Source organism: Gilvimarinus sp. F26214L (genome assembly GCF_054401055.1).
This window is the reverse complement of the sequence record NZ_JBTIYG010000001.1, coordinates 256,337-269,487: the sequence shown is the minus strand read 5'-3', so window position 1 is coordinate 269,487 and position 13,151 is coordinate 256,337. Positions and strand designations below refer to the sequence as shown.

The following is a 13,151-nucleotide window of genomic DNA, read 5'->3' as shown; positions in this document are numbered from 1 at the left end:
ACCGCCTTGTGGCACCGTCCTGACACAGACTCTTCAGCTCCACCCCAGCCGGGGAGCGGGCGGACGGCTTTCGCGACGCCCTCTAATGCACTAATCTACACTTTGGGCTGCTGCAGCCCGGGCTGCCAGAGGGTTTTCAACGACCTGGCAGAAAGATTTGGATGAGGCTGAGAGAACCTATGAAATATCCCTATGTACTTGCCCTGGCCCTGCTGCTGGCGGGATGCAATGAAGCTACTCAGGAGCCGGTTCGCGAGTCGGCGAGCGTCGCGACTGTCGCGGCGGATTCCTCCCGACACCAGAAGGGCGTCGCCCTGGAGGTCTATAAAAGCGAGACTTGCGGTTGCTGCGAGGACTGGATGGAGCATATGGACCGCGCGGGCTACGGGTTGACGGCCCACCACCCGGTGGATCTGAACAGCAAAAAGCAAAGCCTTGGCATCGCGCCCCGATACCAGTCCTGCCACACGGCGGTCACAGACGACGGCTATGTGTTCGAGGGGCATGTCCCAGCCAAGGTAGTTGAGCGATTCCTGGCGGAGAAACCGGCGGACGCCATCGGGCTGGCGGTGCCAGGGATGCCTCTTGGAAGCCCGGGTATGGAAGTGGAAGACCGCTTCACCCCGTATGATGTGGTGCTTTTGAAGAAAGACGGCAGCAGTGAGGTTTACGCCCGCTTCCAGACTGCAGCGGAACAGTACTAAGCAGAACCTGGATCCAAACGGCGGCGGCGCTCCTGTGCCGCCGCCTCCCTCTCTTAGTGAGTCATTCCACTGGCCTGCTGGCGGACGCTTTGCTCGTACCAGGAGCGGATTTCCTCCAGATGGACCTGCTCTTGAGCGAGTGCCTTCTGAAATTGCTCAGCCATCTCGCTTTGTCCAAGGTCTTCGGCCAGCTGCATCAGGAGTTCCCAACCGGCATTGTCAGTCAGTTCCAGCGACAGCATGGCCTCAAGGCATTGGGGGATGGTGGTGCGCGCATCGGTAATGACCTTCATCAGCCCCATTGAGGCGACCCCGGAAACATCTGCGTCAGGTGTCTGGGCTGTAGGATCCACACCCAATTTGTTCATACAATCCACCAGCAACTGAAAGTGCTGACCCTCTTCGTCGTGAAACTGCCGCATCCGGTCCAGGGGAATTCTTACCGGCATTTCGCCCTGTTCTTCCGCAACCTGGCACTTGAGCAGCATCGCTTCGTACACCCGTGTGCCTGAGCGTTCGTAAGCGAGTCGCTCGCCAAGTTTGTTGACGAAGGTGGCGGGTTGGTGGCCCGTAAACTTTTCCATGAGTGATTTCAACAGACCTTTCGTTGTGCCCGGCAGTGGCACCGAACCAATGCGCTCGGCTTCCCGGAGCTGAGCGCGCCGCATCGAATCCAGATCCTCGCGCCTTCCCGCAGTGGGGGCATACTGGTCCATGCCTTTTTGCATTGCCTTGCTCAGAATCGGGGAGGTGTCGACCCCCGTGCGGTTCGCGCCAATTGTTTCCGATTTTTCCATGATTCATTCCTCGTAGTCTGACTAGCTGCGCAACTGCCTGGCTACGCAGCAGATAGGTCGTTCACAGAGCGGCCCGGCCATTAAGATGCACGGGCGTAGACGTTTTTGATCTCGGTCCCGGGCTGCCACTGGTATCCCACGGCGATGGCGTCGCTCGGCGAGCCTTCGGCGTTGATGCTGGAGCGGTAGTCGAGAGAGGTCTGGCTCTCTTTGTCCCGATCCACAAACTGGGTGCCGTTCTTGCGCAGGTTTACCTCCTGGTTGAGGGTATTTCTGACGAAATCGCGCTGGCTCTGATAGGCAATGGGATCCGGCAGGGATTCGGGAAGGATCTCGGCCGGATCGCGTCGTTCGTGTTTCTTGAACAGTTCGCTCACCATTTGCAGGTGCCCCAGTTCATACTCGAGGAAACGCTCCCAAATCGCCTTCACACGCGGGTTGCTCTCGGATTCCATGCAGCTGTAGTAGTTGTAGGCTTCGTTGGCTTCGTACAGCAGCCACTTCTCCATCCAGGTTTCGTCAGGATCGATGATGGAACCATATTGGGTTACATGCTGTTCTTCGATCGAGGCGATCTCCGCATAGAGTTGACGGGCGACGGGATCACTGAAGGTGGGGCCGATGTTCATGTAGTAGTCTCGGGTCTGGTACTCGCCGGACATGATGGTCAAGGCATTCATCTTCGTTATCGGCAAAGCCGTGGTCCGATCATAGTGATCGCACAGATCATTTTCAGGTGCACGGTGTTCATCAGCCGTAGGGCGACCGGGAATGATATCCGTGTAGGATTGAAGGATGTTATTTGCATCCTTCCCTTCCACGCGGTCCATCAGTGCCGAATAACGATACATGTGATCGAAATCCTCCAGCAGACCGTAGCGGTAGACCTGCGCCAGATACGGGTCCGGCTCCTGCTGAGCAATCGCGGCGGTCACTTCAATCGCCACCTGTTCGTAGCCAATGGTGGTTTCCAGGGGCGAGTGGTCAGCGCTTAGAAGCCAGTTCACCATGGTCTGCTGGTGGTGCTCTACACGTCGAATCCTGGCCAGGGGTTCGCGCAGAGCCTTGTTGCTCTGCGAACAGATGTGCTGGAAGCGGTTCGCTTGCTGCTCGATTCCATTCATGAGGATGATCCGCACCCGGGTGAATGCATCATCGTCCAGTTTACTGATTGGCTCACCTGCCAGCTCCTTCCAGGTGAATTTCTGTTTTTCGAGGGGTACGCCCCTGCTGTCGAAGAGTTTTACGCTCACGGCTCGTGCCTCGCATCGGTTCCATTGGGGGTTGGCTAACTGCGGCCGAAGGTGCAACCCATATGCCACGCACCGAGGACCAGGGTACTGGCGATCGTTGTTGCAAAAATGCAACAAAGACATCGGATCAGGCCGGAGAGATTGAATGTGGCGCTGGCGGTGCGGGGCTGACCAAGCACAGCCGACAGATGGGGCGCTTCTCGTGTGGGTAGATGAGCTTCAGTCGAAGGTCTGCGGGTAGGACCGCAAACCTTCGGGGCTATTGACGGGGGTTGTAGAGCGGAGCGAACGATCTCGCTCCTCAATCGACATGCGAGACGGAGGGCGGATCGCTGGCAGGGAAGCTCTCTTCGATGCCCTCGTCCAGCAAATCCTGGTCATGCTTCTTTTCTTTCTCGCTGTTCTTCTCGTTATCCTCCCGATCCGTTCGTGTGGTTTCGTTTTCGCCCTTTCCGCTGTTTTTCGGGTTGTTCATGATCTGACTACCTCCGTTTGCGAGTCTGATTTCTGTTTGACTCAATAAAGTTTGTTTCTATCCGATCATCTCCCTTCGGGTGCATAACCTCATAAAATGAACAAAACGAAAGTGGCGCAGGCACGGAGAGTCTTTCAGATGATGCAAGAAGGAACCCGAACTCGTACTCGGCAGTTGCAATCTTTGCCTCATGCACCGTAATTATTTCAGCAGATTCTTATGTGAACAAATTAATGAGTTCAAGGTGCAATAAATCAGATGGGTTTTCCAAAAAACAGATCAAAATGACGAAAAGACGAGTTGTTTTTCTTTGGCATACAGTTTGCGATTTTTGAGCTCGCAGTCGGATGTCGCACAAGGACAGATGCAGTTCGGCTGGGTTTATTGAGTTTCGGAGGTGGTTAGTTATGGCAGAGGAAAAACAACGGCGGCGCGGCAATCAGGGCTTCGCTTCCATGGACAAGGAGCGGCAACGCGAGATTGCCAGCAAAGGGGGTAAAGCGGCGCATCGTCGCGGTACCGCACATGAGTTTACTTCGGAGGAAGCGCAAGCGGCGGGACGTAAAGGAGGCAAGGCTGCACACGCCAAAGGTACCGCGCACCAGTTTACTTCCGAGGAGGCGCGTGCGGCTGGTCGGAAGGGGGGTCGGTCCAGCGGATCGGGCCAGCCCAGAACCCAGTAACAGGGGGTAAAAGTAGAAGCGGCGCATTCAGCGCCGCTTCTACCGTTTGCTGCGTGTCTCGTTTGTTGCGAATCAGCAGGCCCTGAGCTGTTTTCCGGAACTGACCCGGGACGAAGGTTCGCTGTAGAAATCCTTCAGCAGTTGCTCGGCGGTGGCGTCCCAGGTGAAGCGCACAGCGGCGGCTGCGCGACACATCTCGCCCCAGATCGGCGGCTTGTCTCGCTTGAGTCGCATCGCCTGACTGAAGGTCCTCAGTAACTGACGAGCCTGATCGTTCAGGCCGTCACCCTCGAAGGAGAAGCCGGTCACCCCGTGTTCAACCGTGTCGCGGAGGCCGCCCACCCGGTGGACCAGGCAGGGTGTCCCGGCGCGCATGGCCAGCATTTGACTGATTCCACAGGGCTCGAAACTGCTGGGCATGAGAAACAGATCGCCGAAACTGTATAGCGCTTTGGAGAGTTCGTCAGAATAGCCCTGCAGGTACAGAAAGTTGTCGTGCCGGGCCATCATGTGGGTGAAGAAGTCCTGATAACTTTGCTCGCCGCTTCCGAGCAGAATGAATATTCCGTCGTTCAGTTGATGCAGAATATGCTCAAGGACGCTCTTTTCGTTGAGTCGCTCGCAGAGCAGTCGGTTCTTCTGGTCGGTCAATCGTCCAACCGACGTCACCACAAAACTTTCCAGGCGCCGCTTTTGACGCCAGGCTGTGACTCGCTGCAGCGCATGAAAATGGGCAGCGGGAATCGTGGTTCTCTCGCCCACCCACTGAACCAGGCTGGACTCGATGAGTTGGCACATTCGACCTTTGCCCACGGGTTTGTCGTCGTCGCCAGTGTAGTAGCAGCCGTTGAGCACGCCGATGAGCCGACCCTCCGTGTGGGCCTTCTGCAAATCCTTTTCAAGGTTTTCGCCCCCGATGAAGTGGCGCTCGTGGTCGGTTGGTTCCAGTATTTCCCGGGCGTAGGTGGGAGATACGGCGTGAACTCTGTCCGCCAGATTGATACCAGTGCGCATCCAGTTCAGGCAGGTTGGGTGGGTGGGGTCCACAACAAGGCTCTTCTCGAATGTCAGGTCCGGAAACCAGGTCTTCAGGGAAGAGCGGCTGTCGGCCAGAGGCCGGACACCCTGGATGGACAGGTTGTGGATGGAGTAGACCGCCTGCAGGTCCTGGAGAAAACGGTAACGGGGCGCTGATCTTCGAAGCAGCAGAATGGGCGCAGTGTGCCAGTCGTGGCAGTGCAGGATGTCCACGTCGCCCAGGTCGCCCCTGGCGAGGGCCTCCGCCACGCCAGTGCAGAACAGCGCAAACTTGTTCGCATCGGTGGCGAAGGGCTCACGGTCCCGGGTGCAATAGATGGTGCCCGGTCCGCCGGTCCCGAACAGTTCGTGCTCCAGAACCCAGTTGTCCACTCCCGGGGAGGGCTTGGGAGCTGCGACCCGAAACAGTTCCAGATCCTCCTTTCGCGTGGCGAAATTCACAGCGAAGCGCTGTTCCAGTTTTGCCGCCGGGGTTTTGGACAGCATTTGGTAACCCGGGGTGATAACGGAAACGTGGTGGCCCTTCGCCGCAAGGGCGGGGGGCAGGTCGCGGATTACGTCCCCGATGCCACCAACCTTGCCGCCGGGCAGGGCGTCGTTTTCCGCTGCGATCATCAGAATATGCATAGTCTCGGTCCGCCTGATAATTGGATGGCTCCAGTGCTCGTATGCGCGCCTTACCGGCCGAGCCGCCAGATGTCGCTGGCGTATTCGGCAATGGTCCGGTCGCTGGAGAAACGGCCACTGGCAGCAGTGTTAAGAATGCTCATTCGCGCCCATGACGACTGGTCACCATACGCGGCGTTCACCGCCTGTTGAGCCTCTATGAATTCGTGGAAGTCCGCAGCCGTGAGCCACTGGTCGTGGGGGTTGCGGATGTTCTCGATAATGGGTGCAAAAAGTCCGGGCTCATAGAGATTGAAGTGCCCGGATTCCAACATCGACATCACCCGTTGCAGGTCCGGGTCCTTGTCGATTATGCCGTTCGGGTCGTAATCCCGGCGGGTGGTTTCCACTTCCTCCGCGCGCAGGCCAAAGAGGAAGAAGTTCTCCTCACCGACGGCCTCGATGATTTCCACATTGGCCCCGTCCAGGGTGCCGATGGTAATGGCGCCGTTCATCATGAACTTCATATTGCCGGTGCCGGATGCTTCCTTGCCCGCCGTGGAAATCTGCTCTGACAGATCCGCGCCGGCGCAGATAGTTTCCATGACCGTCACCCGATAGTTGGGTACAAAGGCCACGCGCAGCCACGGCGCGCACTTGGGCTCGTTGTTGACCATGGCCGCGACGTTATTGATGAGCTTGATGATGAGTTTGGCCATGGCATAGCCTGGAGCAGCCTTGCCGCCGATGATGACACAGCGCGGCGTCATGCCCTCCGTCTCGCCGCGCAGGATTTTATCGTAAAGATGGATGATGTGAAGGGTGTTCAGCAGTTGGCGCTTGTATTCATGGATGCGCTTGACCTGCACATCGAAGATCATGTCCAGGTCCACGTCCAGTCCACAGGTCCGCTGAATGAGCTCCGCCACTCTGCTTTTATTGTCGCGCTTGACCGCCATCCAGCGCTGCTGAAACTCCGGATCCTCCGCACGCCCGCGCAGGTTTTCCAGCTTTTGCAGATCAGTCAGCCATCCGTCGCCGACGGATTCGGAGATAAGTTGGGCCAGACCGGGGTTGCAGAACCCGAGCCAGCGACGAGGGGTGACCCCGTTGGTCTTGTTGTTGAACTTCTCGGGCCAAAGCTCGAAAAAATTGTGGAACAGGCCCTTCTTCAACAGTTCTGTATGAAGATGGGCGACCCCGTTCACAGAGAAGCTGCCCACAATGGCGAGAAAGGCCATCCGCAAATGCGGGTGTTCCCCTTCCTCAATGATCGACATGTCCTTGAGTTTGGCCCCATCCCCTGGCCATCGCTTGGCGACCTTTTCCAGAAAACGGGCGTTGATCTCGCTGATGATTTCCAGGATGCGGGGCAGCATCCCGGCGAAGAGGCTCACGGGCCAGCGCTCCAGCGCTTCGGGGAGCAGGGTGTGGTTGGTGTAAGCCATGGTCTGAGTGGTGATCTCCCAGGCTCGCTCCCAGGTTAGCCCATAATCATCCATCAGCAATCGCATGAGCTCGGGCACGGCCACAGCGGGATGTGTATCGTTGAGCTGGAAGCAATTTCTGGCACTGAACTCGTCAAAATTACGACCGTTTCGTTCCACCCAGCGGTTGATTACGTCCTGGAGGCTGGCGGAGGAAAGGAAGTATTGCTGGCGCAGGCGCAAGGCCTTGCCGCTCTCGCTGGCGTCGTTGGGATACAGCACCATCGAGATCTGTTCAGCCTGGTTCTTGGCCGCAACCGACTCCGTATAACTTCCAGCATTGAAATCGTTCAGATTGAACTCCTCCGTGGCCATGGCCTTCCACAGGCGGAGAGTATTGATCGTGTCGTTGCGGTATCCGGGAATCGGCACATCGAACGGCACCGCCAGCACATCGTCTGTATCCACCCAGCGCACGTGGTGGCGGCCGTCGCCGTCGTGGTAAACCTCGGTCCGACCGTTGAATTTGACGACCTTGGTGTGTTCCGGGGCTTCAAACTCCCAGGGATTACCTTTTTCCAGCCAGTGATCCGGGTGTTCTTCCTGGTATCCGTTGCGGATTCGCTGGTGAAACATGCCGTAGTCGTAGCGGATCCCGTAGCCGGTGACCGGATAACCGAGCGTCGCACAACTGTCGAGAAAGCATGCTGCCAGGCGGCCCAGGCCGCCGTTGCCGAGGCCTGCGTCGCGCTCCTCCTGCGCGAGCTCTTCCATGTTCACCCCGTAGTTTTTCAGAGCACTGCGCAGGGACGGTTCAATGTCCAGGTTGAGCACAGCATTGGTGAATGCCCGCCCCATGAGGAATTCCAGCGACAGGTAGGCCACTCGCTTCGGCCGCTCCTGTTTGTAACGCTCCCGGGTCTGGCGCCAACGCTCCACCAGGCGGTCCCGTACGGTCAGGGCCGCCGCGTTGTACAGGTACATATGGGTTTCGCTGCTGGCGTCGCGTCCCAGGGTGAGGTGAAAGTGGCGAGCCAGATCGGTGGCAAGTGCTTGTGAATCCATCCCTAGCCAGGGGAAGCCCGGGCTGTTGTCCCGCTTGGCGTCGGCCGCACTGGTAGAGCTCGGGCTTGGAGTGCTTGCGGGGGAATCGTTTTGGCTCGTGTCTCGTTTACTCATAATGGGATACTGCTAATCGCATTCGTTTCAGGCCCCGCCGGCGACGGTGCTCGTGTTGGCCGCGTCATTGATCAGTGCCGCGACAGTAAAGTCGGTAAACAGCCTGCCCGCAGGCAGGCTGTCACCGGTGAAACGGGCATCGGTGAACAGATCGGTCCAGCTTTGTCCACGCAGGTGCCGCGGTAATTGGATGCGGGTGTCCTGCCAGTGTTCGGCGGGAATTCGCGGTGATTCCCGCTCGCATATTTCCGCCACAAAGCGCACGCCGGCCGCAATGATCACCTGGCCCTGATACTCACGGGCAAAGCAGAACACATGACCTTCCTGTGCGCCGACAACCTTCAGCGAATAGTAGGTTCCATGGGCGAAGAGGGCGGCAACTTTTGCGCGGGTGTTCAGTATAGTCGTGATTACGAACTGTTTAAGATGACCATCGCGCCAATCTGGAACCAGTGAATGACGTGTTTGCTCATGCTGAAGTTCCTCAAGCAGGCGACTGCGGAGCTGGTAATCCACCGGGCGGCGATTGTCGGGATCAACAAAGGAGAAGTCCCACAGCTCGCAGCCCTGATAAATGTCCGGAACTCCGGGGGCGCAGAGCTTTACCAATACCTGAGTCAGAGAATTGCAGGTACCGGCAGCACCGATGCTGCCAACAAACTGGTCGAGCTCATGTATGAAGTGTGCACCCGTTTCCGGGCTCAGAATCGCTTCCACGAAGTGGCGGGCGCATTCCTCGTACTCCGGGTCCGGTTCGATCCAGTTGGAGTTCCGCTTTGCCTCCCGCAATGCTTTCAGTTGCCACTGGATAACCCGCTCTTTGAAGCTGGTCAGCATTTTCCGGTCGGCCGGGTCGATATCGAGCGGCCAGGCGCCGACGATCATCTGATAGAGCATGTACTCATCGGCGGCGTCCGGCGCTTCCCGGCTGCCTCCAGTCTTGAGATGTCCGTTAGCCTGCCGCCAATGGGCCACCTGCATCAGCCAGAGCTCCGGCACTTCGCTGATGACGGCCAGGCGCGCGCGCACATCCTCGCCACGTTTGTGGTCGTGGGTGGCAGTGGCGAGCATGCAATGGGGGTAGCGGCGGCTGCGATCGCGACAGGCGGTATGAAAATCCCGCGCGCTGAGGGAAAACTGTGTGGGTGTGGAGCCTACCTCATTGCGGGACAGCAGATGCCCATAGCGGTAGAACGCAGTGTCTTCCACTGATTTCGCAGCCACCGGTGAGCTCAATTGCTGAAAGCGGGCAATGGCCCGAAGTCGTGCGCGGCGCGCCCGGATGGGGGAAACCGAAGAGGGCGGTTCGCCCCCCAGCCAGCGGTCCAGATAATCCACCAGATCCCGATCGGATGGCAGACAGTTCCTGCGGGCTGCCGCGAGGGTGGCCTCCATCAGGGCCTGGTCTTCCGCGCTCCGGCCGCGGGCATCCATGTAAGTTCGATAGACGGGAAATTCCACCAGGATTTCGGTGAGTACCCGGCGAATGGCTGGCAGGGTCCAGTCCCGCGTGTGAGGGTCGGCCCGCGCCACCTGGTGGAGCGCGAGTGCGCAGGCATTGAAATCGGCGGCAAGAATGGTCTCCACGGTTCGGCGCCGGGCAGCGCGTTCTTCCACTTCGAAATCGTGGGGCTGCCCCGTAAGCGCCGTCCAGGCTCGGCCAAGGGGGTCCTCACCGGCGGGGTGGTGGAGCAGGGCGCCGATTTCATTCATGAATGCATAGCCCGTATCGCCATCGACCTGCCATTCCTTGGAGAGTCGCTCCCTGGGAGCGAGAATTTTTTCCACGTAGATGATGGGCTTACCCTGGGGCGCTTGCGCTGGCCGGCGATGGTTCAGTTTGCCAAGCGCGCGGCGCAGTCGGCGGCAGTAGGTTCGCGGGTCCGCGAGCCCGTCGATGTGATCAATGCGAACCCCGTCGATGAGCCCCTCGCTGTACAAGTAGAAGGTGGTGGCGTGGACGATGGCAAAGGTGGGCAACTCCTGAACCCGGATTCCGGCCAACTCGGTGACATCAAAAAAACGCCTCCAGTTGATCTCGTCCGACGCGGTGCGCCACCAGGCGAGGCGGTAGTTCTGCCGCTCCAGCAGCCGGTGCAGCGCAGTGCGTCCTTTGGGTATTGCGGGGTCGTATTCCCGGAGACGTTCGTCGATTCGCTGCTGCAGTGCGGGGTCATTGGCCAGGGCCTCGCGCAACTGCTGGCGGGCCTCCTCGACTTTGCTTTCCCGTCGTCCTTTGTTGGATGTCGCGGCTTTGAAGGCGTCGCCGTGCTGACTCAGAACCCCGTCGTGCCGGCCGAATATTTCGCGATAATTGCGCGGGTTGATCGGAAAGTGGTGATCGTAGTAGCGCACGTAGAAGCGTACTTCATCCGGGTTGAAGTGGAGGGTAAGCTCGCCTTCGTCCAGAACCTCGCCATAGGGCTTGCCGAGGAAGGGCGCATGTATGCGGTGGCGGAGCACCGGATCCTGCACCTCCCAGTCCACGTCGAAGAAGTCGGCATAATGGCTCTGCATGCCCCACTCGAGCAGGTCCAGCCAGGCCCGGTTATCGTGGCCGCCGATGGCCATGTGATTGGGCACCAGGTCGGCAATGACTCCCATGCCGTGCCGCCGCAGTTCCGCCACCAGCTTGCGAAAACCCTCCTCGCCGCCCAGTTCCGCGCTCACCGCTCCGTAGTCCACCACATCGTAACCGTGAGTCGAACCGGCACGGGGTGTATGTATCGGGCTCAGGTAAAGGTGGCTGATACCCATTCGGGCCAGGTAGGGAACCTGCGCCAGCGCGTCCTGGAAATTGAAGTCCTTGTGCAACTGAAGGCGTAAGGTCGCTCGGATGCTTTCGTCCACAATCAGTCCTGTGCAGTCCCTTCGGCATCGCCCTGGCGATACCGCTCGAGGATTGCCAGGCGTCTTCTTACCTCCTCCCTTTGTGCAAGGGCCGCAGCGGTATAGGGCAGGCGGCGGCGCCAGTTGGGATGCTCGTCGATCGTGCCTGGCAGGTTCGGTTGTTCTTCGATGCCCAGTAGGTCCTCCACCGGAGCCAGTGCGAGAGGCGCTGGCGTCTGGGCGACAAAAGCCAACGCATTGTCGATCACTGGCTCCGTGTCCTGGCTGCCAGGTTTTTCGCCACTGGCCAGACCAGCGTATTCAAAGGCGGCCCACAGGGCTCGACGCTCTTGCTCCCGTTCGTTTTCCAGATCCTCCCTGTTGCGACCTTCAGGCTGACGGTTGAGTTCGTCATTCCAGTGCAAATCCCGTCCGCGCCACCAGCCCGCGACGGTGGGGAGGTCATGGGTGGTTGTCGTTGCCAGGGCGTTGCGTCGCCAACGGGATGGCTCCACGAAATACCCGTTGTGCTTTTCAAACCAGAGTACACCCATTCCCAGCAGTCCGGTGTCCGCCAGGTCCTGACGGAAGTTGTTGGGAATCGTGCCCAGGTCTTCGCCTACGATAATCGCGCGGTGCCGCCAGGATTCGAGTGCGATCAGGCTCAACAGTTCGTCCTGGGGAAACTGCAGATAGGCCCCTTCCTGCGGGCCGGCGCCCTCGGGAATCAACCACAGCCGACGCAGCCCGAGGATGTGGTCGATGCGCAGTCCCCCCGCATGGCGCAGTGCCGCTCGCAGCATTTCCAGCATGGGCGCATAGCTGTGGGCACGCAGGGCGCGCGGCGAAAAGCTGGTGAGGCCCCAATCCTGGCCCTGGTGATTCAGCATGTCCGGCGGCGCACCGACAGAGAGGCCCGTGAGCATGTCTTCCTTGCGGCCCCAGGCGTGACTGCCGCCGCTGTCTGTTCCCACCGCCAGATCGGAGATAAGGCCGATCCCGGCCCCGGCGTCGCGGCATGCCTGGTGGGCCTCCGCCAGGCCGCGGTCCGCCAGCCACTGCATGAAACTATGAAACAGAACCTCGTGCCGGTGGTCGGCGGCGAACTCCCGGACGGCGGTGCTGCCGTGGTCCCGGTAGCGGGGCTCCCAATATCGCCAGTGCCAGGCATTGGGATCACGGGAAAAGTGATGCGCGTGAAGTGCTTCGAATACCGAATGGAGCTCCAGCGCTTCCCCCATTGCGACACGGAAGTCATAAAAGGCGCGTCCCAGGGGGGTGTCCGTATCCATCAGCTCGGCGTGGCTCTGCTCCCAAAGACAGCAGAGTAATGTCAATTTCTGCCGGGCCGCCCGGGGCCAGTCAATCAACTCCAGGTGCTCCAACTCCCGCTGGCTTTCCTCGGTTTCGCTTTGATGCAGGCAGGCGTTGATCAGGTCGTCGGAAAATGTCTGCCCCGGGTCGATGTGCAGTACGTTGGTAAACAGGCGGCTGGACGGCGCATAAGGACTAAAGCGGTCGCAGTCCGCGGAGAACAGCGCATGCACCGGGCTCACCGCCACCGCCTGAGCGCCGCCCCGGGCCATGGCCACCGCGAAATCGCGCAAACCGGAAAAATCACCAATACCGCCGTCGCCGGATCGACGCAGCGAATAGAGCTGTGCGGCAATGCCCCAGTTGCGCTGGCGTCCGGTCAGGTCGGCAATGGACGTGCAACACTGGGGCGCAACGGCCAGTTGGAGATCGCGGTCGCGGATTCTCAGCCGGTAATAGCCGGGCTCCTTGGGTGGTGTCAGTTTGAATACGCCCGCACCGTTCTGGCGGACGGGGGCGTCCATCTCCCGCCCCTGGCCGTCAATCACCTGCAACGCTGCGCCGTGTTCCAGCTCCCCCTGAAGCACCGGAGGCAGCGGCAGCTTTCGGTTGATCCGCGTGATCAGCATACCTGGGCACTGGCCGGCATTGTCCCGGTGCAGTTGGTGGAGACTTTCGCGACATTGTTCCTCGCTGTCGGCGGCGATGCCGAGGGCCTGGAGAATGCTGCGCAAAGTATCCGGCGCAACCTGTCGATCTTCGTTACGATAGTTTTCCCAGTGAACAATTAATCCCGCTGCTTCCGCCAGTTGCTGCAGAGCCGCGTCGTGTGAGTTGTCAGCCAAT

The 13,151-nt window shown here is 59.5% G+C and carries 9 protein-coding genes; 2 read left to right on the top strand and 7 right to left on the bottom strand.

All coding sequences use genetic code 11. The features are described 5' to 3' along the window. Positions 1-179: 179 nt before the first annotated feature. Positions 180-704, top strand: coding sequence for a DUF411 domain-containing protein (locus ACURWW_RS01075; RefSeq protein ID WP_445615162.1), 525 nt, complete (start codon positions 180-182; stop codon positions 702-704). Between the two features lie 53 nt (positions 705-757). Here the strand turns inward: ACURWW_RS01075 and ACURWW_RS01070 are convergent, their stop codons facing one another. The 3 genes from ACURWW_RS01070 to ACURWW_RS01060 all read right to left on the bottom strand — a co-directional run bounded on the left by ACURWW_RS01070 (position 758) and on the right by ACURWW_RS01060 (position 3,229). Continuing rightward, complete coding sequence (locus ACURWW_RS01070; protein WP_445615161.1) at positions 758-1,501, bottom strand: ferritin-like domain-containing protein; 744 nt, start codon at positions 1,499-1,501, stop codon at positions 758-760. An 80-nt stretch (positions 1,502-1,581) separates the two neighbouring features. Further along, a complete protein-coding gene (locus tag ACURWW_RS01065) occupies positions 1,582-2,754 on the bottom strand; it encodes a hypothetical protein (RefSeq protein WP_445615160.1) in 1,173 nt (390 codons plus the stop codon). A gap of 301 nt (positions 2,755-3,055) precedes the next feature. Next, on the bottom strand, positions 3,056-3,229 hold the full coding sequence (locus ACURWW_RS01060; protein WP_445615159.1) for a hypothetical protein: 174 nt from the start codon (positions 3,227-3,229) through the stop codon (positions 3,056-3,058). A gap of 347 nt (positions 3,230-3,576) precedes the next feature. Between ACURWW_RS01060 and ACURWW_RS01055 the strand changes: the two genes are divergently transcribed. Next, positions 3,577-3,912 carry a KGG domain-containing protein gene (locus ACURWW_RS01055; RefSeq protein ID WP_445615158.1) on the top strand — a complete coding sequence of 112 codons (336 nt, stop codon included), beginning with the start codon at positions 3,577-3,579 and terminating at the stop codon, positions 3,910-3,912. A gap of 72 nt (positions 3,913-3,984) precedes the next feature. Here the strand turns inward: ACURWW_RS01055 and ACURWW_RS01050 are convergent, their stop codons facing one another. From ACURWW_RS01050 to malQ, 4 genes are read right to left on the bottom strand one after another with little or no spacing between them, the layout of a single operon-like run. Further along, positions 3,985-5,577: a glycogen synthase gene (locus ACURWW_RS01050; RefSeq protein WP_445615157.1), complete on the bottom strand. Its 1,593-nt coding sequence runs from the start codon at positions 5,575-5,577 to the stop codon at positions 3,985-3,987. 50 nt (positions 5,578-5,627) lie between these two features. After that, positions 5,628-8,162 carry a glycogen/starch/alpha-glucan phosphorylase gene (locus tag ACURWW_RS01045; protein WP_445615156.1) on the bottom strand — a complete coding sequence of 845 codons (2,535 nt, stop codon included), beginning with the start codon at positions 8,160-8,162 and terminating at the stop codon, positions 5,628-5,630. Positions 8,163-8,189: 27 nt separating this feature from the next. Continuing rightward, the gene (treY, locus tag ACURWW_RS01040; protein ID WP_445615155.1) at positions 8,190-11,012 is read right to left on the bottom strand and encodes a malto-oligosyltrehalose synthase; all 2,823 of its coding nucleotides are present in this window, start codon (positions 11,010-11,012) and stop codon (positions 8,190-8,192) included. Positions 11,013-11,014: 2 nt separating this feature from the next. Further along, the gene (malQ, locus tag ACURWW_RS01035; protein ID WP_445615154.1) at positions 11,015-13,150 is read right to left on the bottom strand and encodes a 4-alpha-glucanotransferase; all 2,136 of its coding nucleotides are present in this window, start codon (positions 13,148-13,150) and stop codon (positions 11,015-11,017) included. Position 13,151 lies beyond the last annotated feature (1 nt).